This is a genomic window from Bacillus sp. DU-106 (assembly GCF_004799705.1).
Lineage (GTDB): Bacteria > Bacillota > Bacilli > Bacillales > Bacillaceae_G > Bacillus_A > Bacillus_A cereus.
On the sequence record NZ_CP026607.1, the window covers coordinates 3,303,499 to 3,325,634 of the forward strand.

Consider the following 22,136-nt stretch of genomic DNA (forward strand, 5'->3'; position numbering starts at 1 on the left):
AGCAATCAATAAGTTTATGGACTACGAAAGAAATACGAAAAAGCAAAGCGATATCGCTTTGCTTTTTTTATAAAATCCCTTTTAACTTTTCACCAATTAACTTCGCTAGATACTCATAACCTTCTGGACCAAAGTGTAATCCATCTTTTTCATCATTTTCTACAAACCTTTTATAATTCAGTTCTTGAATCATTTCAGCATACAAATTTAGAAAATAGCTTCCTGTTTCTTTCGCCACTTTCTCCACCACGTCTGCATACTGACAGAGCACTTCATTTGTTCTATTATGCTGCCTCTCTTCATCAACTGGCGCAGGGCTAATAAGCAGCACTTTACCTGACGAAATATGGTTCACAATCTTCTCTAAGTTTTCTTTATATGCTTGTAATGACACTTGAGAAAAAGAAACTGCATCATTCGTACCAAGAAAAACTGTTACGAAATCTGGTTTATATAATATTACATCTTCTTCAATCCTATTTAACGCATCGAATGTATTATCACCTGGAACACCTGCATTCACTACTTTCCAGTTCGGAAACATCTCTTGCAAACGTGGTGTTAATCTCGGAATTCCATCAAAAAATGTTTCATCAGCTGTAATACTATCTCCAAAACATACTAACGTTTTCATTAAGCTACTCTCCTTTTACGTATGAAACAACTTTCCTTCTATTGCTTTTATATATCTGTCAGCAGAACGTTCAACTGCCTCATTTGCATTTTCTTTTACTACTCGATGAAAAGCGTTGTATAAACGATTAAACTGTAACGGCTTCACTCGATTCACCATTTCTTCCACTTTCCTCGCTGGTAGTGGAATTAAGTTTGGATAGCTGTACATGAAGCTTACCCACCGCTCATCTGCTACAACTTGAATAATATCACCTGTTAACAAAATCCCTTTTCCATCATTACCTTCTTCCCAATGCAATACAGAACCACCACTAAAATGTCCTCCAAGACGATGTACAGTAATCCCATCAGCTAATTGTAAAGACTCACCAGACCAATAAATAATACGACTACTCGGACGCATCACCCACTCTTTATCATCTTCATGTATATAAATTGGTACATCAAATGTCTCTGCCCATTCTACTTGCGTTGAATAATAATGAGGATGAGACAATGCAATCGCATCTAATCCGCCAAGCTCTTTTATTTTCGTAATTGTCGTTTCATCTAAATACGTAATACAGTCCCACAGTAAACGATATGACTCTGTTTTCACTACAAATGCCGTTTGACCGATCGCAAATCCTGGTTTTGTCGTAATACTATAAAGTCCATTTTCCTCTTTAATTATTTCATTTTTATATGTATCATCTGTTTGCAAATTTTCTAAAGTCGTCCAAGACTGCCCTTTCGGATTCACATACTGCCTTTCTTCATCACAAATATGACAACTCACTGGTTCTTCTACACTCGCTGCATACTGCACGCCACACGTTGTACAAACGAAATTTTTCATCATAATTCCCCCTATCCCTAAATTTTTATTAAGCTGCTTTTTTATGTTCAATTAATAAACTTATAAAAGTAAGTAAATAGACAAATGTAACCGATAATGGAATTACAGTAAATCCTTTTTCGCTTCTACAACATTCATCTCACCATCTCCCCTAAAAATATTTGTACTATAAAGTCACCTCAACCTCACCCATCCAATAACGCCAAGCTGCTAAATAATCTTCTAAATCTTTCGGGTGGTGCCGTAAACATGTATCTATACGCAAATATAATCCTATGACTATCTCTTTATATAAATCACGGTCATTTTTATGAAATACACATTGTTTCATCGCATAACCAATCGTTTCTTTTGTTAAATCTTCCGGAGTTGAACAGAACGCATAAATTAAATCATATATAGGATCTCCTAACACTGGTAAAGGATCAATTACACCGTGCAGTTTATTCTCTTGAAATATAAAATTATGAAATCCAAGATCACCATGCAATAAAAATGGCTAATTTATTCCAGTCCCCCTACTTGGACTATTTGCTAACTTAAAAACCGTTCTATACGCTTCCTCACTTATGTAACGTCTTACATTTTCATGAGCTTCCATCACATTTGTCGTTAAAAATTCATTCCAAGATTGAACTAGGTTTTCTTTCCATCCCCAGCCATCAATCTCTGTAGCTACTTCATACTTATTGATAACTTCCTTTACAAGTTTACAAAGAACGCTCCGTTTATGGCCTAGTTTGCAAAAAGTTGTGCCCTCAAGGAATGAGTAAACAATATAGCGATTTAAAGGTTCCTTATAAAAAAGCTTTGGAAATAATTCATCCTTTTTATAAAACTGAAGAAAATAAGCTTCTTCACGTATGACATCCGATTCATTCAACTTTACAACGTATTGTTCATCTAACAAATATATAGTACTTGTTGTTCCCCCGTTTAACACTTTTACACTATTTGGATAATGTGAAATCACTTTCTCCTTAACTAGTTGTGCAGTGATTATTGAAATATCCATTCTCTCACCCTTTAACTCCGAATATTCCCTTAATTCAAAAGACAACTTTACTATTATTTGACAAACATAAGGGAATTCTTCCTAAAAATCTTAATATAACAAAAGATAATTTTATCTCATTGCAACTGCGTCTTTCAATATTCCATCATATAGTTCATTCCATTGATGGTAATGCGATGTAATTTCTTCACTCCAAATGTTCTTCATTTAATCTAGTAATTTCTATTGAATTATCTCTTTCTTTTAACTTATGAGCCAAACTTTCTACACCAAACACTTCTGTAAACGTATGACTGCCTACAATTAAATTAATCCCTTTAAATTTCGCATGTTGCACTGTATATAATGTTTTTTCACCTGTTATGTACGTGTCACACCCTTTTTCTAATGCACGTTCAATCAAATTTGTATTGTTTCCTGCACCGGTTAAAATCGCAATCCGTTTTACTGGTTTATCGTGATTTCTCCAGCTCTTCACTTTCTCTTCCATTCTTTCTTCAAGTTTTCCAACTAAGTTTGAAAAAGGAATCGCTTCTTTATATTCTCCTATTCCCGGTAGTTCTTCTTCCTCATACGTGGAATATTCCAGTATTGTATCTATCCCAATTCCGTTAAATAACGATGTACATGTGCCAAACTTTACAAAATCTAACGGCAAATGAACCCAAAAATGATTCATTTCATATTGCTTCAATTTCTCAATACAAGCCTCTTCCATACCAAATAAAAAACTCCACGGCGCATGATGTGTAACTATCATATCGACTCCATTTCTATACGCTTCTTCAATAGTTTCTAACGTTAAATTTGTTGTGTAACCGATTTTGTGAAATTCATCTTTACTTATATGAGTAAAACCATATTCATCATCGCCGTATTTATGAAGATGCTCTCCAAATAGTGATGTTATATGTTCGTTAAACTGCTTTATATTCATTTTATTTCTCCTTTCATTTACTTTTATATTTCAAAAATAAGGAAATACTAAATAAAAACGTTACATACATATAGGAGGACACCATGAAACCTGAATTTTTAAAAGCTGTACATGATGCCATTGGAAACGTCGAACATATTCATATAGAAGAAAGCGGTGCTGACAGCTTACTTATCCATCATGATGATGCACAGCAATTACAACAAGTCGCTAAAACGCTAGAAAATAACAATTTTCGCTCTGCTTTAAGAACAACTGGAGATGCTTCGTATATTGAAGTATTGAACAGATAGTGAAAGTCCGGATGTATGCCGGGCTTTCTTTTTTTATATTGAAACTTCAAACTCTTTCACATACACCGCTGTTCCAGCAATATCTATTTGTAACTTTTCGTTTTCTATCCCTTTCGTTACATAAACAGTTACACGGCCATCTTTATTTATTTCCTGTCCTTGCTCAACGATTAAACCCAATTCATGTTCAAAATCTTTCTCTAAATACTCCGCATAATACGCTCCCATTACACCTGAAGCTGTTCCTGTCACTGGATCTTCAATCGTCCCAGCATAAGCTGACGAGAAATGACGGCCATGCATTTGTGCTAGTTCATCATAAGTTTCTAGACAAATTGGGTGAATAGAAGCATTAGGTATTTCTTTTAATACCGATGGAAATGCAGCATTATTAGGTTTCATTCTCTCACACGCATCTAGATTTTTAATCGGCACAATTACAGTCCAGTTTCCTGTACTTCCATATACTATCGGTAAACTTACATCTAAATCATTTACTTCTAAACCAATACTATGAGCTAATTCTTCTTTTGAACCTGTAAATTCTTTAAACTGAGGTGCTGTCTGCCTCATTTTAATAAAGGTTTCTCCATTTTCATTTACACCTATTTGTATCGGTAAAATCCCTGCCTTCGTTTCAATCGTAAGGTTACTTTTCTCTTCTAATAAACCTTTTTCGCGCAAGGCATATATCGTCCCTACTGTCCCATGACCACATAAATCCATTTCAAAACCAGGTGTAAAATAGCGCATTCTTATATCTCCTACTTCTGAGGAAAGAACAAAAGTTGTTTCGTTATATCCAACTTTTTCAGCAATAATTTGCATTTCCTCTTCCGTTAATCCATCTGCTTCTAATACAATACCTGCTGGATTTCCCTTATTTGGTTTATTCGTAAATGCGTCATAATGAAATACGTTTATAGTCTTCATTTTCTTTTCCCCTTATTTGTCCATTTCTTTATTTTTATAATCAATAAGAAAATTGATCTAACCAACTTTCATAATCATCATTTTGGAACGGACGGATCATCAGTCTCTCTGTCTCTACCTGTAATAGCGGCAGCTTCATTTATATCTCTTCCCTCAATTGTTTTTCGAATATTCTTTATTATCTTACACAAAATACAAAATCTAGTAAATCATTATGTTTTTGATACATAAAAACCCAGTCATGCCTTATACATAACTGGGTTCTCCATCGTTTTATAATTTTCTATTTCACAAGAACTACATCTCGTAATTCCCTCTTCAACACTTTTCCTAAAGCGTTTTTCGGTAACTCGTCTATGAATACTACTTCTGGTATTTTATAACTTGCTAACTTCTCCTTACAATACTGAATAATACTTTCTTCTGTTAATGTTGTTTCGCCATCCTTCACAATGTAAGCTCTTGGAACCTCTCCCCAAAAGTCATCTGGAACTCCAACTACTGCAACTTCTAAAACATCTTGTATTTCATGAATAACATCTTCTACTTGATCTGGATATACGTTGTCACCACCGCGTATAATAACGTCTTTATATCTTCCCATAATATGCAGGAATCCATCATCATCTATCATGCCAGCATCGCCCATGTTAAACCAGTTATCTTTTACTACCTTCTTTGTCGCCTTTTCATTATTCCAATACCCTTTAAACATGTATGGACTTTTCACATGAATCTCTCCAACTTCATTTGTTGTTAGTTCATGTCCTGTTTCCGGATGAACAATTTTCACCTCTACATTTTTCAAGGTCTTTCCTACAGAAGACATCTTTTCTTTTCCCATCATTGGATGCCATGAGGTTACAACCCAACCTTCTGTACTACCATAACCTTGCACCATATATATTCCTTTTTCCATATATTTTTGAATGAGTGTTTCTGGCACTTTTGTACCACCGCTTTGTGCTACTTTAAAGGTTGAAATATTACGTTCTTTTTTATTTAATTCATCAAGCATGTAACTATAAACAGCAGGGAACGCAAGCATCGTAGTAATTTTCTCTTCTTCAATCTTATCCCAAATAATAGCAGGATTCGAATCAGCTAAGAAAATCATCGTAACGCCATGATAAATACAATTTAAAATAGAAAGCACGCCACTCATATGGAACAATGGATGCACAGATAAAAAGCGTTCACCTGCTGGGATTTCTCTTTGTCCCGCAATTTCAGCAAAATAGTGATGTAAGTTTTTATGTCCAATTACACATGCTTTCGCCTGTCCAGTCGTTCCTGAAGTAAATAAGTAAATGGCGTCGTCTTCTTCATGAGCTTCTACGTTCGGTTCTGTCGTTGGCTGTTTTTGCAGCTCTAATTCAAATGAACCAAAACCTTCTTTTGTCGTTTGAATTACATAAGGAATTTCTTTAACAGCATCAACATTTAATAACACTTCACTAAATTCTTCATCAATAACTAACACTTTTAATTTCGCTTCTTTTACAATTGTTTCTAATTCGTATACAGTAAGCTGATGATTTAGCGGAATAAATACCGCTCCAATTTTTAAACTTGCCATCATAACGCTTGGAAATGGGTGATTATTTTTGCATAGTATTCCTATACGATCTCCTCTTTGCACACCATTATGTAACAAATAATGTGCAAGCTGATTTACTCGTTCATTATATTGCTGAAACGAATATCTTTTCTTCCCTCCTACAAGCGCTTCCAAATTTGGTGACTGCATTGCTCTCTTTTGTAATAATTGTCGCATCGTTCTCAAGTAAAACTCCCCTTTATATATGTTAGGTTTTTTATTTTATCAGATTAACTATTAATTTACTAAAGATTACACTTAGTGAATATAAGAAAAATATAAAATAGCCATTTACTTCACAAGTAAATGGCTATTTTTCATTATATATTAGAATACTTCTTGTTCATTACATATTGCACATACTCAGGTGCACTTTTATCAATCTCTTCATCACTTAGTTTATATTCTGCACCATATAAATAAAAGGAAGGTATAAATTCCATACCTGTATATAGGCATGTAGCTTGGAATGGTTTCGTCAACTCATCCATTGTAATCCCACTATTTTCATAGTCTTTTTCTAATCCACCTATAGAAATAGCTACACCAAATTCTTTCCCCTTCACTTTATCTCCTTGTGATCCGTACGCAAATCCATATGTTAATACATCATCGAACCATTTTTTTAATAATGGTGGTGTGCTGTACCAGTAAAGCGGAAATTGAAATATATATCTGTCATGTTCTACTAATAACTTTTGCTCTTCTTCAATATTAAACTCCCAATTTGGTGCCACCTTATATAATTCATGCACCGTAATTTCATCTGAATGTTTCTCAAGTTCTTCTATCCATCTTTTATTAATTTTTGATTTTTCAATATGAGGGTGTGCTACAATTACAAGTGTTCTCATCATTTTCCAGCCCCTTTATAAATTAATCAATCCTTTACGTATTAGTATGAATGAGTTACATATAATTGAAAAGTACGTACTTTCAGGTACTATAGGAACCTTGAAGTACCTTTGGAGGTGTTATATGAATCAAAATGATAATTGCCCAATTGCAACAACACTCGATGTAATCGGTGGAAAATGGAAAGTTCATATTTTATGTATTTTGTCGGATGGAAAAATGCGAACAAATGAAATTAAACGAGAAATCCCAAACATTACACAAAAGGTTCTTACACAACAACTTCGGCAACTTGAAGCTGATAGGATTATCTATCGTACCGTATATCAAGAAGTACCACCAAAGGTTGAGTACACACTAAGTGAATACGGAAAATCTTTAATGCAAATAATGGATAATCTGTTTGAATGGGGAAAAGATCATCAAATTAAAAGATTACATGACTAAAAAAGCAATATATACTTTGTTTCATCCTCTACGTTCATATTTTTTGTTTTTATAAAGTTTATTTTCATTGTTTTTTAGCTAACTTGTTTTCTTAGATTGATGGACGTGACCCCACATCCATCAATCTAAAAAGATACAATTAGAAAAATGAGCTTTCTATAAAGTTTCGCATATAAACACTACTTCCGCCTCATTAAGCGCTCGCTCTACTTTTTCTAATCTCAATTGTACGTAAGCTATAAAGAAGCACCCCTAAACCGAGAATTTTTTCATTATTAGACGCATTAGAACCTAAGGTAATAGTAGGTACATTTAAACCCATAAACCTTTCACTCCATTCTATAGGCATATAAAAAGATACTCCTTAAAAATAAAAAACGCTATTCTCTCTGTAAAATCATAGAAAAGAATAGCGTTTTTTATTTTGAAATAGAAGTCATTATTTAAACTAAACATGCTAATATTGATTTTGTGCGATTGTCAGTTACCTCATAATAAATTTCTAATCCTTTCCGAGTACCTGTAACCATTTTAGCAGCTTTTAGTTTAGATAAATGTTGACTAATTGTACTTTGAGGCATTTGTAAATCCCCATACATTGTTGTTACATTAGTAGGACCTTTTGCAAGCATTATTTTTACTAAAGATAGACGAACTGGATGCGCCAATACCTTTAACACCTCAGCGATTTCTTGAAACATTTCTTTTTTTTCTTTCATCTTATTTCTCCCCTTTTATATACATATTTATGTTATCCATATATATAATTCGAAGGTATATGCGTTTTTGTGTCCGTCATTTTAAAAAAATATAAAAAAACTTTTGTCCGAAACTAAAGGATTAGCTTAACATACTGTCTCACTATTCATAATGAATAGGAATCTCGTTATAGAAGCAGCAGTTTTTATGCTACAACTCTACATTCAACTAACTAAAACTAATGAAAAAAAGAGCAGATATGAACTGCACCCCAATTGTTAGACACAATCTAACAATTGGAGGTGCAGTTTTTCTATGGCTAAATTTACAGCTGATGAAAAAATACAAATCGTTCTACGTTATTTGAACGGAAATGAAAGTTATCGAGAAGTGGGTAGATCGCTCGGTATAAGTGACACAATCATTTTGAATTGGGTAAACCAATATAAACAGAATGGTCTGGAAGCTTTTCTAAAACGATGTACAAATTACACACAACAATTTAAACTAGACGTACTAAACTTTATGATTGAAAACGGTATGTCCTTATTTGAGACGGCAGCTATCTTTAATATTCCTGCCCCTTCAACGATTTCTGTTTGGAAAAAACAGCTCGAAACACAAGGAATTGATGCCCTTCAATCTAAGAAAAAGGGGCGTCCATCCATGAAAAAAGATTCAAATAAACAAGTAAAACAACCTTTAGCTGAAGGATCTGTCGAAGCACTTGAAGCACGCATTAAACAGCTTGAGATGGAAAATGAGTACTTAAAAAAGTTAAATGCCTTAGTTCAAAACAAGGAAAAATCACAAAACAAGACAAAGCGCAAGTAGTCTATGAATTAAGGCATAAATATTCGGTGAAGGCACTCGTGGAGCTAGCTACTATTCCTCGAAGCACGTATTATGATTTAGTAAAGAAAATGAATCGTCCAGATGTAGATGCCGATTTAAAAGCTGAGATTAAAGCGATTTATGAGGAAAATGAAGGTCGTTATGGTTACCGTCGCATTCGTGATGAATTAACGAATCGTGGCCAGAAAGTGAACCACAAGAAGGTACAGCGCATTATGAAAGTGCTTGGGTTAAAGTGTGTTGTGCGTATGAAGAAATATAAATCCTATAAAGGAAAAGTCGGTAAAATTGCACCTAATATTTTAGAGCGTAATTTTCATACAGATGCACCGAATCAAAAGTGGGTAACAGACATCACAGAGTTTAAATTATTTGGAGAAAACTGTATGTATCACCTGTATTAGATTTGTATAATGGTGAAATTATTACCTATACAATTGGTTCTAGACCGACGTATTCGCTTGTTTCAGACATGTTAGAGAAAGCATTGGAACGTTTACCTGAAACCCACCAGCTACTGATGCATTCGGATCAAGGATGGCATTATCAAATGAGACAGTACGTCCGGACACTTGAATCAAGAGCTATCGTCCAGAGTATGTCTCGAAAAGGCAACTGTTACGACAACGCAGTAATAGAAAATTTCTTTGGGATTATGAAGTCGGAGTTCCTCTACATAAAAGAATTTGAAAATGTAGAGCACTTTAAAATAGAATTAGAAAAATATATAGATTATTATAATACGAAACGGATTAAGGCAAAATTAAAAATGAGCCCGGTACAATACCGGACTCACTTTTATCAAGCTGCCTAATGAAATAACCGTGTCTAACTTTTAGGGGTCACTTCAATAGTCCGCTCTTTTATGATGCCTCCTTATGTTCCGTGGAATGTTTAACACTCCCCAGTCTCTTTAGTTTATTCCACCCTACCGCTACTCCTCGAAGCGATGAGAATATAGATTTAATGACAACATAAGTCATAAATTGACGATAAATAAAACGTTGTAAAATTAACCATACTAATGGTTTCGGATTCTCTTCCTCTAATTTAAATGCAAATAGAGAAGCGAGAAGATCCATTAAAAAGAATACAAGATAAAATCCTAAAACTTTTAGCGGATTACTACTAAATAGTCCTATAATCATTAATATATCTGCAAAAGGAGCAATGAATTGCAGAACATATTGGAATAACCACATGTTAGGCAGTGCAATAAACCCTAATGTTTTATGTTTAGAATTACACAACGCTTTTCGATGTTTCCAAAGACATTGAAGTGTACCATATGACCAACGATATCGCTGTTTAATGAGACTTTTCACATCCTCAGGTGATTCCGTAAAAGCATGCGCTTTTTCTTCATATACAATTCTATGCCCTTGACGTAAAAATGTAATAGTAAGATCCGTATCTTCTGCTAATGTATCTTCGCTTAAATATCCAGATTCAACTACATTCTTCTTGCGCCACGCCCCAATAGCTCCTGGAACGACTGTAATACAATTTAACTCATCAAAAGCTCTACGTTCTAAATTAAACCCTGTAATATACTCAACATGTTGCCAAGTAGTTAACAAATTCCGTCTATTCCCCACTTTGACATTACCTGAAACTGCAGCTACATTCTGATCTTCAAAGTGTCTAATCATTAAAGAAATAGCGTCTTGCGCAATAATAGTATCCGCATCTAAAGTGACAATGATTTCTCCTCGCGATTGTTGAAACCCTAGGTTCATTGCCGATGATTTCCCGCCATTTTCTTTCTGAATGAAACGAACTTTAGGGTGTTTATAAAATGTTTCTTTCATTACTTTTGACGTACCATCTGTCGATCCGTCATCCACAACAATAACTTCAAATTCTCTATAATTACTATTCAAAATTGAGTGAATCGTCTTGGCTATCACCTTTTCTTCATTATATGCCGCTATGACAACACTAACAAAAGGTTGATAAGACGAATTAATATAGCGAGATAACGTTTTTCTTTTCTGCTTCCATGCAAAATAAATTAAGAATAAAAATCGAAAAATCCCTAATCCAATAGCAATATAAAAAATAGTAGTTAATATATGTTTAAAGTATCCCGCTCCTGAAAAGACAGCTTTATTGTAAAGTAAATATTGCTTCCCCTCAGAAGAAACAGGAGGCATAATTTCATCTCGTTCTTTATTCATTAAATCTGAAATTGTTACAAAACTATATCCATGCTTTTTTAGGTCTTTAATAATGATTGGGAGCGCCTCTACTGTATGTGTACGATTCCCTCCCGCATCATGGAGAAGAATAATATTTCCCTCTCCCTTATAAATGGGATTAAGAGCACGCTTTACTAATTCATTTGTTGATGGTGTTGCCCAGTCTTCGGGATCAACTTTTTCCGCTACCATTGTATAGTTCATATTTTGTGCACGTAAAATAGGCAATATTTCATTTGATGAATCCGGGTTAGCATCCGCTTCATATGGCGGTCTAAATAAAACCGTAGAATGTCCAGTTACTTCCTGAATTAAACGTTGCGTCGTATTAAGTTCTACTTTCGTTCGTAGTAAAGACGTATCAGCTATGTTAGGATGCTTGAAAGTATGATTGCCAATTTCATGCCCTTCATCGTATATTCTTTTTACAATACTAGTATTTAGTTGTGCGTTTTCACCAAGTACAAAAAAAGCAGCTTTTATTTGATTCTCTTTTAATATATCTAAAATTTCTGGCGTATATTTCGGGTCTGGTCCATCATCAAATGTTAATACTACTTGTTTCCCATTTGGTTTTCCATATCGTTGCACTTCATATGCAGATGGTAAGGATTGATATACTTCATCTGTAAGGTAACCATCTTTGCCTACTTTAAAATCTCTCAATCCATTTTTTCTTTCATTCTCAATCTGTAAAATTTCACCTTGTCCAGAATAATTTACTTCATCTAAACTATTGATTTTATGTAATACATTAGGATTTTTTTGTGCCTCAATCGGATTTTTTAAAACTTTCCATATTGTAGGGTCTTCTGCTCCTAGTCTCCATAACGCAAATCCCTTTGCATTATTGTCCATTGCGATTTTCACTTGATTATAAAGAGTTACACCGTCTAAGAACCAAGCAGTATGTTCTTTCCCTTCTGTTTTATACCTAAAATAAGGGTTTCCACTCATTTTATCCCATTGAATTTTCATATTTGAATCATGAGCCATTGCCATAACTTCTGAGAAAGTTAAAGACTTCGCAGCTTCTTTACTATTTACTTGCCAATCATATCCATAGTTACCGAAAGCAACTATAAGCTTATTAGACGGAATATTCAGTTCTTTTAATGTATGTTGGAACCATTTATTTGAAGCAATTGGTCCTGGTTCCCCGGCTCCATAGTGCTCATCGTACATCATTACAATCATTCGATCTATTATTTTTGCTAACGCACTATAATCAAAAGCCTTATCATTAGCTGGAACATCTTGTGTAACGAGCAAATCATGTTGATGAAATTCCGTAGTAAGTTCTTTCATAAAATTTGTTAAGTTTTCTCTATCACTTTCAGGTACGGCCTCAAAGTCAATATTAATTCCTGAAAAATGATTCTTTTTAACTTGGCTTACTAAATCATTAATAAACTTTGTCTTTACATCATTTGAGGAATTCAGTAACTTATGAATTAGCCCACTATCAGGACCAGAAGCTTCCTCAGTATAGTTAGTAAGCAAAGGCATAATCTTCACTTGATTTTTTTCTGCCAACTTTACTATCTCAGGTTTGATCTCACTTCTAATCGTTAAATCTGCTTTTAAATGATACCACTCTGGTACTAACGTAGTTAAGGAATCGATATTTTCTTTTAAAGAAGCGGTACTATTTTCATCCCAGTTTACATAAAAACCATACACTTCTTTAGGTTGTTTACTATCCTTCGGCGGATTCACCAAATTTTCATTATCCTTCGTTCCGGTATTTGGGTTAAATTCTTCCTTCTTTAAATGCTGATCACTAAGTTTTTGATTAATTGGTACAAGTTTAGTATCTTGTTGTACAGCGGTATTCATATTTGGAATTTCTGGTGTTGAAAAAATACTTTGAAAGAAAAAATAAAATACAACACCTACACTAACTATTGAGATACATAGAAACGAAATAAAGGCTATGTTTCTCCTTCCTTTCGGATCATAAAAAACAGGTTTTTCTTTATCTTTCTCTTGTTGAATGTTTTTCTCCATTATATTTTTCACATACTCCTTCTTAATAGAACTATAAAATAATAAAGTGCAACTTTAATCAGCCCTCACCAATTGGGCATTTACAAGCAGCCCAACTCCCACCTAACTTCTTTGCTCCAGCCAAATTTTGAGATGGGAGTTTTACTGCCCACAATAGCGAGAGAAATCCTTTTAGCTTTGAAATGAATCTCTCACTTCCATATTCTATTGATTCTTCTTTTCATTCCCTTGCTGGTGGCCTCTATTTTCTTGTTGAGACCCCCTACCGTTGTTCCCTTGCTCGTTTCCGTCATTTTCTTTCTGGGATCCTCTTCCATTGTTCCCTTGCTGATTCCCGTTATTTCCTTGTTGAGGATCTCTTCCATTGTTCCCTTGCCCATTTCCATTATTCCCTTGTTGAGACCCTCTTCCGTTGTTCCCTTGCTCGTTCCCATTATTTCCTTGTTGAGACCCTCTTCCGTTGTTCCCTTGTCCATTTCCATTATTCCCTTGTTGTGATCCTCTTCCGTTGTTCCCTTGCCCATTTCCATTATTCCCTTGTTGTGATCCTCTTCCGTTGTTCCCTTGCCCATTTCCATTATTTCCTTGTTGTGATTCTCTTCCGTTGTTCCCTTGCCCATTTCCATTATTTCCTTGTTGTGATTCTCTACTTTTATTCTCCTGTTGATTCCCTCTATTTTCTTGCTGAGATCCTCTTCCATTGTTTTCTTTTATTTGCTTCGATGGCTGTTCCTCTGTTTTCTTTTGTTCTTTCTGCTCTTGCTTTTCATATTTTTTTTCGTCTACAGGAGATAAATCCATTGATGCATCAGGAGATGACTCCGGCTGTGATTGCACCTCTTCTTCATTTTCCACCGGATTAGGCGGCGTGGCAGGAGGAGTAAGCGATTTGTTTTTCTCATTCTCTTGCTTTATATAGACACCTGTGCCAATTCCAGCTTTTCTAGCATTCTCTCGTACTTGCATCGTGCTACTTTGATATTCAACTGTAATATGTTTTAACTCATATTCTTTCTTCAATTCTTTCATTGCCTTTTCTAACTGTGGTTCTAGCGCCTTGTCCTTTGCAACTGCTGTTAGCATAACTTGCTTATCATTCGTTAAATACTTATCCTCTTGACTTTGCTTTATAATAGTACGTATTACTTCTTGTAATTGTTTATTTTCCCATTGCTTCAATTCTTTTAAAATACGCCTTCCATCATCATTACAAGCCTGTAAATCTATAACACGAAAATCCTTCGTTACGCTCACCTCTAAACTTGGATTTATATCAACTGAGACGTAAGCAAATACTTTTTCTTCTGGTTGGTTGTAGAAAAACAGCACTGCAAATAGAAAACAAGCAACAAGTATTGATGCAGGTTTTAAAAAGGAAGGGATCGAAAAATGCGATGCTTTTTTTTCTTGCTCATCAAATGAGATTTCCTCCCCGATCATGCAAGAATCCCCTTTTCTTTTACACGTAATAAACTCTCCATTTGGTGTTAAAACAACTACGCTATGCTTTTTTATATCCATCACAATTCCTTTATTCATCATGCTTTTCCCCTCTTATGTAATCCAGAATATATGTATAGTTGTTTGCAAAAATAATACACATTGCAATAATGTATTTTCTATGTCGTTCCAACGTTTTACGACTTACCCTAACACGCGGTTCAATATGTTTAAGCGGTAACTTTTTCTTTCGGAACAGCTCTTCCATCATTTCCTCTTCTTTTATAATAATTTTTACAATTTCTATTAAGTGCTCACGCGTATCACGATGCTTAGGAGATTCTTTAGCAAGCTCTGAGAATGTGATTTTAAACTCAGCTAGCACACTTTGAAAATGAAGAATTTCCTCCTTACGGTTACTATTTTCCATCTCTTTCATATACTCTGTAAGCGACACTTGCATTTCTAACATTTCCTCTTGCTCATCTTCTTTTAAAAAGACAAAGTTATGTTTAGACTCCTTACGTATATAGTCAATTACATCTCTTTTTATAAGAAGATCAGCAAACGCTAAAAAGGATTTTCCTTTTGTATAGGAATACTGTTCAATTGCTTCGTTAAATGCAAACAATCCAATGCTATATTCATCATCCTGTTCTGTAATATATCGGCGGCAGACAGATGAGATTGATTTTCTAATAAAAGGCTGATACTGTACGATAAACGCTTCTTTATCTTCTTCGTTGTTTTGTATGTTACATACGATATCTTCTATTTTCGGTTTTCTTAAGATCTTCATTACTAAACTCAACACTTGTAATCTCCCAGCCTCCTTCAAATAGCAAAATGGCCACTACACAAGTGACCATTTAACCAGATTTTCTTGGTACTTTTCTTCGGTCTTGTTTTCTTGCTGTTAGTTATATTTTTAGAGTCTAACGTTTTCTTAATGATTTTTCCTTTTCTCTCGGCACTACAGTTAGGTTTGTATTTTTATCTACTTTCTTATTTTCTACCGTTCGTTTTGCTTATTCTTTTTCTATTTTATCTGCAATCCTTGAATAACTCTCCTCTATACCATTGGTAATTTCATCCTTTTATTTTGGATGCCCACCTAATCTAGTAATTTTATTAATGCTTCTATATTCTTTCATAGTCATTTTTCTTCTATTTATTTTCTTCACTATACATATTCGGAGGAATACATAGTTTTATGGGGGTCAAAAAATATTTTTATAAAAAAATACATATTTATTTCAAAAATAAAAACCACCAATTTGAAAAAGGATAATCAAATTGGTGGTTTTCTTATAATATCTATTAAATTAAGTTGGATTCTCATTATATCTAAAAAAGTACTAGCTATCCTCTTCTGATTTTCTCCATTTTTATCTTTCTTGGTTATCATAATATGTCTTATCTGCGTATTTTCTATCATTTCCTTTTAGATAAGCTAAAATTACTTTGGGATTTTTAAGTAAAGTCCAGTCTCCATATGTATCAAATCTTCTGCATGAAGTTATCATTCCATTTTTAATAGTACCGAATTTCTTATTATTTTTCTTTCCCCACTCTTTTAAACGTTTAGCGAAATCTGCATCTTCTGCCATAAGCATGTTTTCATTAAATCCGTTGATTGCCATAAAGTCTTTTCTATAGCACCAAAAAATCCCTACAGATATAGCTCCGTACTTAAAAAGTAAGGGGATTATGATTAACATTGCGGAGAGAAATATTCCTAAAGATATTCTTTCAAACTTACCATTCACCCCACCACCAATGTATGTACCTGAAGCTAAATATTTATCTACATTAAACAACATAGACTCTGTCATTATGGTATCAGCGTCTATAGTAACGATTATTTCCCCACTAGCTATTTTAGCCCCTGCATTTCGAATTTTAGATAAGTTTTTATCGTTATTTTTCAATGTAACACAATTATAAGATTTTGCTATTTCCTCTGTTTTATCTGTACAACGATTTAAAACAACTATAACTTCCGTTTGCTCTTTATATGCCTCTGATGCCTTTGCAATTGAATCTAAACATTTTCTAATGTACTTTTCTTCATTATGCGCAGGAATTATAATAGAAAACTTCACATCTTCTTTCAAATTAACTCCTGAAGATTCGTTTGTCTCAGTCATAATATTCCCCCCTTATTTTATAAGGTAAATATCTACTATACATAAATTATATTAATATTTATTAGGTTATATTATAGAAACTGACGGTAAAGAGGCTCTTACTGTCGACGTTCAAAAGCAAGACGTACAGCAAGCCCCGTTAAAACACTTGCCATAAGCCAACGCTGTACTCGTAGCCACGTCGGGCGTGTGCCAAACCATTTTGCAATTTTACTTGCTGTACATACAATTACAAGGTTAACCATAAAGCTAACAGTGATTTGCGTAAGCCCCAAAACTGCACCTTGAAAAAGCAACGATCCCTTCTCTGGATCTTCAAATTGAGGTAGAAGTGATACATACAAAATAGCAATCTTTGGATTCAGAAGATTCGTCATGAGTCCCCTCAGAAATAATTTCCTTGGTGGCTCATTAGAAATCATACGAGGTTCCATAATAGATGTAGCACCCGGTTTAATCGAATTCCAGGCGAGCCAGAGCAAGTAAGCAGCACCTGCCCACTTTACTGCTTCATATACAGCGGGAACAGCAACGAATAGAACTGTAAGTCCAAACATAGTTGCGATTATATAGATTACAAATCCGAGCATGATGCCCAATAAAGAAATAAATCCCGCCATACGTCCTTGCGTAATGGAACGGGAAATGAGGTAAATCATATTAGGCCCAGGTGAACAAACCATGCTAAGCGAAACAATTGCAAAAGCTACCAATGTACTCAAGCTGACCATAAACCTTCCCCCTTTATTTTACATAAAATTTCCTATTGTACATTTTATCATGATTGAGGAGAGAAAAGATTAATATAAAACGATGCAGCTAAGTAATATTATCGGATCGAATGTATTGTAATCACATACTTCTCATTCTCTTAAGTAAGGATCTAAGAGTACCCTATCCATAGAGCTACTAAAACCACTACAAATAAAGCAAAACAACATGTGGTATTTCGAATCCATTTTTGTATATCACCAAAATACCTTTCTATAAATATAGCGTTGGTAGTAAGCATAAGAAATAAAACAAAGAAAGGCAGCGAGGTATAGGTCCATTTTTATCTTCATGGCTGGAATTATACCCCTTACCAAACTTCTAAATAAAATGTATAGCTAAGTAGTTACCTTATTTTTCAAAAAAATTCTGATTATTTCTTTTTCACTTCTTCTACAAATTCCCATGTCTCTCCGTTATCTTTTGATTGATAAAGTGCACTACTATCGCCATTGTAGTCTCCATCTGCCCCTTGTCCAACTAACATATTAAAAACCCCATCTTTCTCATATGGCATACTAGGTGAATCAAAAGGACTTATTGTGGACTGTGTATGATCTAATTTCACTTCATGCGGCGGATATTCTACCTTTTTGAAAGATACTCCCCCATCATCTGTGCGATATAACTCTCCTTCATTACCAGAAGGCCTAATTGCTCCTAAAAACCCAAGTTTATCATTTATAAAAGTGATTCCTGATACACTACCAATCCCCCCATTAAATGGGTCTGGATTGATAACCTCCCATGTTTTCCCTTCATCACTAGTCTTGCTTAATGAATAAAAGGCGCTCCCTAATGCTTTATCTGTCATATTTAGTTTATAACCAACTTCTTTCGATAGGAAAAACTGTTCTTTTTCATTCTTTAAATCTTGTTGTTTCTTCTCTTTAAGCATATCTTCTTTTGGAGGCGTCTTTGATTTACTCCAACTTGCGTCACTTATTAAATTATATCTAGCAGGGACTAGCTCTTGCTCTTTTCCAGGGACAAATATAGATACAGTATATCCAATGATATCAGAAGCTGCTTTTTTAAGACTCTGTCCCTTACCATCCTCAGTAATATTAATAATTCCCTCTGTATTGGATCCCCAATTTCTTTTTCCATAATAAATCAACCCATACTTACTTTCATTCCATTTTCTAACCGTTTGCTTAACTGGAATCGCCTTAACCGTTTCAATTAAAGGTTCTACTAATTTATCATCATTATAATCAGGCTTTGCGTATCCGTCTCGTATTATAGTAATATTTTCTGACTTCTTCTTATTATAAGAGATTAAATAAGTTTCTTCTTTCCCATCATCATTTTTCCCATAAACAAATGTATCAAACGCTGTGATTGTTCCATCTGAATGAAATGTAAGATCAAAATCAGTTGCCATATACAATTTCTTTGGCAAAGGATATTTTTTATTTATATCTTCAAAAATACCTTCTACTCCAGACTTATATATATTATTATGTTTAAGTTTAACTGACCTTTCATGTTTTAACTTTTCTATAAACCATGCCAATTTACCATTGTAATTTATTGCACTTTTATAAATCTGCATCCCATAAAATGATGTAATTGCAACAATAATGATAATAGAAATGGATCTCCATGCTATTGAATTTGTTAATTTTTTAGATTCATATTCTCTATTTTTTATCACCCGCATTGTAGTAAATGTAGTTATGGATATAAAAAGTACTATACATAATAACAAAATGTAAATATTATAATTCATTCTTCCGTACTTACAGTATAAGGCCAACTCATAACAAAAAATTCCGTATACAATTATTAGTATTGGATTTGTTACTAATGACAGAAGTATCCTTTTTGTATTTTCTCTAAATATAGAAACCACCCCTAATTACATGAATTACTGATATTAAGTATACTTTATTGTAAAGTAACAAAAAAGCTATTTAATCTTGCCGCAAAAAATACAATAGACATCTTTCTATTAAAGCCGTTTACAAATCTAGTTGTTTCATAGACAATGGATTTTTGAGTGAATACTAAAGTCGCTTCATTTATATGAATTACAAATCCAAGCATGATGCTCAATAAAAAAAATAAATCCTGCCATACGCCCCTACGTAATGGAACGAGAAATAAGATAAATCAAAATAGGCCCAGGTGAACAAACCATACTAAGTAAAACAAGCGCAAAAGCTAGCAAAGTACTCAGGCTCACCATAAACCTTCCTTCTTTATCTTACATAAAATTTCCTATTGTACATTTTATCATGATTGAGGAGAGAAAAGATTAATATAAACCGATGCAGCTAAGTAATAGTATCGGATCAAATGTAGTGTAATCACATATTTCTCATTCTCTTAAGTAAGGACTAAAAATAACCTATCCATAGAGCTACTAAAACCACTACGAATAAAGCAAAGCAACATGTAATATTTCGAATCCACTTTTGTATATCACCAAAATACCTTTCTATAAATATAGCGTTGATAGTAAGCATAAGAAATAAAACAATGTAAGTAAAAGCACCCAATTTATCGTTAAACTTCTCATTTGTAAATGTACTTACATGAAGGAATAGAAAAACAAACGTTACTATGAATAGCTCAAATAGCCTTTTTTTATTCACCCCACCACCACCTTACAGTAATTCCCTTTCATTCCATTTTATCAGAACATACTGTGTAGCAGCACATGAATATTATATTCATGTTAAAAAGGCCAACAATCCAAGATTGTTAGCCTCTACTTCCCATATTCGTATCTTTTATCACTTTACTTCCTTACAACTGGAATCCACATTTCACCAAACACTAAGCCGTTTCTTTTCCCCATCTCAACCGTCGTATTTGGTCCACCAACATAAGCAAACTCATTTGCATCTGGTAAAGCTTGACCGAAGGCGATGCCAGTCAACTTATTACTTAACTCTTCAGCTGTTTTGTCTTCCCCTTTTACTACTAAGTATTCTCCCCTCGGAAACTGAATCACTCTAGATTCTTCTTCTATTTGTGCTTCTGTCATGACACCCGCATAATACATCATTTTGTTATTCACCGCTTCGCTCACAGAAAAAATATATTCATTTGTCGCTAAAGCTTTTAAAGTGTCCAGCCTTCCATCTTCTTTAACAGCCGACCAAAAGTCGTCCTTTTCTTTATTTATTCCAGCAAAGTCTGTGTATTCACTCTTAATTTCAGTTCCAATACCTAACACAATAAAGCTATCTTTTTCTTCTATAGAATAATTTTTCATATTCAAAACCTGCCTCTTTTTTTATTAATCAAACGATTTATCTTTTCATCTGATACGTTTATAATACCTTTAAACCATGTCAAAAAATGATACTGTTTAGGAGACTAAAATGAAAAAAGTTGAACGGATTAATACAATTATGCGGTATATCAACAACCGCTCTCACTTTACAATTTCTGAAATTATACAAGAATTTAACATATCACGGTCGACAGCTATTAGAGACATTAGAGAAATTGAAGCTATGGGAATGCCACTTGTCGCTGAAGTTGGGAGGACCGGGGGATATTTTGTTATGCACAACTCTATCCTGCCCGTTGTTCGCTTTACTGATAATGAAGTGAAAGCTCTTTTTATTGCCTTTATGGCTACGAGGAATCAACAACTTCCCTACCTAAAGAGTCGTCAATCTTTAGCCGAAAAACTACTAGGACTCATCTCAGAAACCCAGCAAGATGATCTCGTTCTTTTAAATCCACTCTTGCTTTTCCAAGGGACTAACCCTCATAATCCCGATCTACTTGAGCTTTCTGATCTCCCCCATCCTATGTTAGAAAAACTCATTCAAATCCTTCTTTTGGATAACCATTTATTGATTACTATGAAAGAAGATGAAGAAATCAAGTCTTATCCAATTTATCTATTGCACCTTTATCAAGAAAAAAGCCATTGGATCATTGAAGGGTTTGACTTAAAAAAAGAAAAGAAGATGATGTTTCCTGTCGATGATCTCATTAATATCGAACCATACACGACGAACAAAAGGCTAAATAAGAAAAAGATTTTAGAAAAACTAAGTAAGAAGGACGAAGCAATTAACCTTGTATTTGAACTTGGTCCGACAGCAATTGCCCAGTTCAAAAAATACCATCCTTTAAAAATTTCAATATCTTATACTAATCCTTACCAATCCACAGCCATTTTACAAACTTTTATCAATGTTAACAATCCCGATGAAATGACGGAAATAATAAATTGGCTGCTTTTTCTAGGGAAGGATATAAAAATCAAAGAAATTCCCGATGAAGTATTAGCAGATTTACAAAAACGAGTGCGCTTATACATTCCATAAGCAGTGAGCCTCAAATATTAAGCTTTATGGACAATTATTCTATTTTTAAATACCATTTCATTTACTACAATGAGAGCATGATAAATAATAAAAGCACGGAAAATCTCCCGTGCTTTTCTAAATATATATTATTCCCGAAGGTTTCGTTTATCTCG

The 22,136-nt window shown here is 34.1% G+C and carries 19 protein-coding genes and 6 pseudogenes; 4 read left to right on the forward strand and 21 right to left on the reverse strand.

The window, feature by feature from the left end:
• Positions 1-67 precede the first annotated feature (67 nt).
• The 5 genes and pseudogenes from C3Y97_RS16850 to C3Y97_RS16865 all read right to left on the reverse strand — a co-directional run bounded on the left by C3Y97_RS16850 (position 68) and on the right by C3Y97_RS16865 (position 3,426).
• Positions 68-634, reverse strand: coding sequence for an SGNH/GDSL hydrolase family protein (locus C3Y97_RS16850; RefSeq protein ID WP_016124973.1), 567 nt, complete (start codon positions 632-634; stop codon positions 68-70).
• Between the two features lie 15 nt (positions 635-649).
• Positions 650-1,477, reverse strand: a complete 828-nt coding sequence (locus C3Y97_RS16855; RefSeq protein WP_086404019.1) for an MBL fold metallo-hydrolase — start codon at positions 1,475-1,477, stop codon at positions 650-652.
• Between the two features lie 25 nt (positions 1,478-1,502).
• Positions 1,503-1,598, reverse strand: a pseudogene (locus C3Y97_RS28490) (DUF7010 family protein); the annotation flags it as partial.
• 42 nt (positions 1,599-1,640) lie between these two features.
• A pseudogene (locus tag C3Y97_RS16860) lies at positions 1,641-2,489 on the reverse strand (aminoglycoside phosphotransferase family protein).
• A 187-nt stretch (positions 2,490-2,676) separates the two neighbouring features.
• Positions 2,677-3,426, reverse strand: a complete 750-nt coding sequence (locus tag C3Y97_RS16865) for a Nif3-like dinuclear metal center hexameric protein (RefSeq protein ID WP_001022442.1) — start codon at positions 3,424-3,426, stop codon at positions 2,677-2,679.
• A gap of 83 nt (positions 3,427-3,509) precedes the next feature.
• On the opposite strand from C3Y97_RS16865, the gene C3Y97_RS16870 reads away from it, so the two are divergent.
• Positions 3,510-3,719: a hypothetical protein gene (locus C3Y97_RS16870; protein ID WP_000801653.1), complete on the forward strand. Its 210-nt coding sequence runs from the start codon at positions 3,510-3,512 to the stop codon at positions 3,717-3,719.
• A gap of 33 nt (positions 3,720-3,752) precedes the next feature.
• Here C3Y97_RS16870 and C3Y97_RS16875 read toward each other — a convergent pair whose 3' ends face one another.
• The 4 genes and pseudogenes from C3Y97_RS16875 to C3Y97_RS16885 all read right to left on the reverse strand — a co-directional run bounded on the left by C3Y97_RS16875 (position 3,753) and on the right by C3Y97_RS16885 (position 7,106).
• Positions 3,753-4,652, reverse strand: coding sequence for a PhzF family phenazine biosynthesis isomerase (locus tag C3Y97_RS16875; RefSeq protein ID WP_071741105.1), 900 nt, complete (start codon positions 4,650-4,652; stop codon positions 3,753-3,755).
• Positions 4,653-4,698: 46 nt separating this feature from the next.
• Positions 4,699-4,791, reverse strand: a pseudogene (locus C3Y97_RS27965) (GNAT family N-acetyltransferase); the annotation flags it as partial.
• Between the two features lie 144 nt (positions 4,792-4,935).
• Positions 4,936-6,429 carry a class I adenylate-forming enzyme family protein gene (locus C3Y97_RS16880; protein ID WP_205688517.1) on the reverse strand — a complete coding sequence of 498 codons (1,494 nt, stop codon included), beginning with the start codon at positions 6,427-6,429 and terminating at the stop codon, positions 4,936-4,938.
• 143 nt (positions 6,430-6,572) lie between these two features.
• On the reverse strand, positions 6,573-7,106 hold the full coding sequence (locus C3Y97_RS16885; RefSeq protein ID WP_025921899.1) for an NAD(P)H-dependent oxidoreductase: 534 nt from the start codon (positions 7,104-7,106) through the stop codon (positions 6,573-6,575).
• A gap of 124 nt (positions 7,107-7,230) precedes the next feature.
• On the opposite strand from C3Y97_RS16885, the gene C3Y97_RS16890 reads away from it, so the two are divergent.
• Entirely contained in the window at positions 7,231-7,554 is a 324-nt protein-coding gene (locus C3Y97_RS16890; RefSeq protein WP_136363539.1) for a winged helix-turn-helix transcriptional regulator, read from the forward strand.
• Between the two features lie 193 nt (positions 7,555-7,747).
• On the opposite strand, the gene C3Y97_RS27880 is transcribed toward C3Y97_RS16890, so the two are convergent.
• A complete protein-coding gene (locus C3Y97_RS27880; RefSeq protein WP_001121201.1) occupies positions 7,748-7,903 on the reverse strand; it encodes a hypothetical protein in 156 nt (51 codons plus the stop codon).
• A 94-nt stretch (positions 7,904-7,997) separates the two neighbouring features.
• Complete coding sequence (locus C3Y97_RS16895; RefSeq protein WP_000660066.1) at positions 7,998-8,273, reverse strand: ArsR/SmtB family transcription factor; 276 nt, start codon at positions 8,271-8,273, stop codon at positions 7,998-8,000.
• A 295-nt stretch (positions 8,274-8,568) separates the two neighbouring features.
• Between C3Y97_RS16895 and C3Y97_RS16905 the strand changes: the two are divergent.
• Positions 8,569-9,922, forward strand: a pseudogene (locus tag C3Y97_RS16905) (IS3 family transposase).
• 49 nt (positions 9,923-9,971) lie between these two features.
• Here C3Y97_RS16905 and C3Y97_RS16910 read toward each other — a convergent pair.
• The 10 genes and pseudogenes from C3Y97_RS16910 to C3Y97_RS16955 all read right to left on the reverse strand — a co-directional run bounded on the left by C3Y97_RS16910 (position 9,972) and on the right by C3Y97_RS16955 (position 20,909).
• Entirely contained in the window at positions 9,972-13,319 is a 3,348-nt protein-coding gene (locus C3Y97_RS16910) for a trifunctional glycoside hydrolase family 18/polysaccharide deacetylase/glycosyltransferase family 2 protein (protein WP_136363540.1), read from the reverse strand.
• Between the two features lie 204 nt (positions 13,320-13,523).
• Positions 13,524-14,861 (reverse strand): anti-sigma factor domain-containing protein, encoded by a 1,338-nt coding sequence (locus tag C3Y97_RS16915; RefSeq protein WP_136363541.1) that lies wholly within the window; start codon positions 14,859-14,861, stop codon positions 13,524-13,526.
• The gene (sigI, locus tag C3Y97_RS16920; RefSeq protein WP_002082432.1) at positions 14,851-15,573 is read right to left on the reverse strand and encodes an RNA polymerase sigma factor SigI; all 723 of its coding nucleotides are present in this window, start codon (positions 15,571-15,573) and stop codon (positions 14,851-14,853) included. The genes C3Y97_RS16915 and sigI overlap by 11 nt, the downstream gene beginning before the upstream one ends.
• Before the next feature lie 574 nt (positions 15,574-16,147).
• Positions 16,148-16,909: a glycosyltransferase family 2 protein gene (locus tag C3Y97_RS16925; RefSeq protein WP_098212556.1), complete on the reverse strand. Its 762-nt coding sequence runs from the start codon at positions 16,907-16,909 to the stop codon at positions 16,148-16,150.
• Between the two features lie 98 nt (positions 16,910-17,007).
• Entirely contained in the window at positions 17,008-17,640 is a 633-nt protein-coding gene (locus C3Y97_RS16930; RefSeq protein ID WP_000254114.1) for a LysE family translocator, read from the reverse strand.
• A gap of 152 nt (positions 17,641-17,792) precedes the next feature.
• Positions 17,793-17,948: pseudogene (locus C3Y97_RS16935) on the reverse strand (DUF3963 domain-containing protein); the annotation flags it as partial.
• Positions 17,949-18,053: 105 nt separating this feature from the next.
• Complete coding sequence (locus C3Y97_RS16940) at positions 18,054-19,538, reverse strand: WD40/YVTN/BNR-like repeat-containing protein (protein WP_308128348.1); 1,485 nt, start codon at positions 19,536-19,538, stop codon at positions 18,054-18,056.
• A gap of 170 nt (positions 19,539-19,708) precedes the next feature.
• Positions 19,709-19,874: pseudogene (locus C3Y97_RS28175) on the reverse strand (LysE family translocator); the annotation flags it as partial.
• Between the two features lie 151 nt (positions 19,875-20,025).
• Positions 20,026-20,283 (reverse strand): DUF3963 domain-containing protein, encoded by a 258-nt coding sequence (locus tag C3Y97_RS16950; protein ID WP_001036206.1) that lies wholly within the window; start codon positions 20,281-20,283, stop codon positions 20,026-20,028.
• A 146-nt stretch (positions 20,284-20,429) separates the two neighbouring features.
• Positions 20,430-20,909 (reverse strand): GyrI-like domain-containing protein, encoded by a 480-nt coding sequence (locus tag C3Y97_RS16955; RefSeq protein WP_002026664.1) that lies wholly within the window; start codon positions 20,907-20,909, stop codon positions 20,430-20,432.
• A 109-nt stretch (positions 20,910-21,018) separates the two neighbouring features.
• On the opposite strand from C3Y97_RS16955, the gene C3Y97_RS16960 reads away from it, so the two are divergent.
• Positions 21,019-21,981, forward strand: a complete 963-nt coding sequence (locus tag C3Y97_RS16960; RefSeq protein ID WP_136363542.1) for a helix-turn-helix transcriptional regulator — start codon at positions 21,019-21,021, stop codon at positions 21,979-21,981.
• Positions 21,982-22,136 lie beyond the last annotated feature (155 nt).

Coding starts and splice junctions, on each gene's coding strand:
- C3Y97_RS27880 (WP_001121201.1), bottom strand. CDS start 7,903: ATGCCTATAGAATGGAGTGAAAGGTTTATGGGTTTAAATGTACCTACT.
- C3Y97_RS16850 (WP_016124973.1), bottom strand. CDS start 634: ATGAAAACGTTAGTATGTTTTGGAGATAGTATTACAGCTGATGAAACA.
- C3Y97_RS16895 (WP_000660066.1), bottom strand. CDS start 8,273: ATGAAAGAAAAAAAAGAAATGTTTCAAGAAATCGCTGAGGTGTTAAAG.
- C3Y97_RS16955 (WP_002026664.1), bottom strand. CDS start 20,909: ATGAAAAATTATTCTATAGAAGAAAAAGATAGCTTTATTGTGTTAGGT.
- C3Y97_RS16890 (WP_136363539.1), top strand. CDS start 7,231: ATGAATCAAAATGATAATTGCCCAATTGCAACAACACTCGATGTAATC.
- C3Y97_RS16855 (WP_086404019.1), bottom strand. CDS start 1,477: ATGATGAAAAATTTCGTTTGTACAACGTGTGGCGTGCAGTATGCAGCG.
- C3Y97_RS16875 (WP_071741105.1), bottom strand. CDS start 4,652: ATGAAGACTATAAACGTATTTCATTATGACGCATTTACGAATAAACCA.
- C3Y97_RS16925 (WP_098212556.1), bottom strand. CDS start 16,909: ATGACTGAGACAAACGAATCTTCAGGAGTTAATTTGAAAGAAGATGTG.
- C3Y97_RS16885 (WP_025921899.1), bottom strand. CDS start 7,106: ATGAGAACACTTGTAATTGTAGCACACCCTCATATTGAAAAATCAAAA.
- C3Y97_RS16930 (WP_000254114.1), bottom strand. CDS start 17,640: ATGGTCAGCTTGAGTACATTGGTAGCTTTTGCAATTGTTTCGCTTAGC.
- C3Y97_RS16865 (WP_001022442.1), bottom strand. CDS start 3,426: ATGAATATAAAGCAGTTTAACGAACATATAACATCACTATTTGGAGAG.
- C3Y97_RS16910 (WP_136363540.1), bottom strand. CDS start 13,319: ATGGAGAAAAACATTCAACAAGAGAAAGATAAAGAAAAACCTGTTTTT.
- C3Y97_RS16870 (WP_000801653.1), top strand. CDS start 3,510: ATGAAACCTGAATTTTTAAAAGCTGTACATGATGCCATTGGAAACGTC.
- C3Y97_RS16915 (WP_136363541.1), bottom strand. CDS start 14,861: ATGATGAATAAAGGAATTGTGATGGATATAAAAAAGCATAGCGTAGTT.
- C3Y97_RS16960 (WP_136363542.1), top strand. CDS start 21,019: ATGAAAAAAGTTGAACGGATTAATACAATTATGCGGTATATCAACAAC.
- C3Y97_RS16880 (WP_205688517.1), bottom strand. CDS start 6,429: ATGCGACAATTATTACAAAAGAGAGCAATGCAGTCACCAAATTTGGAA.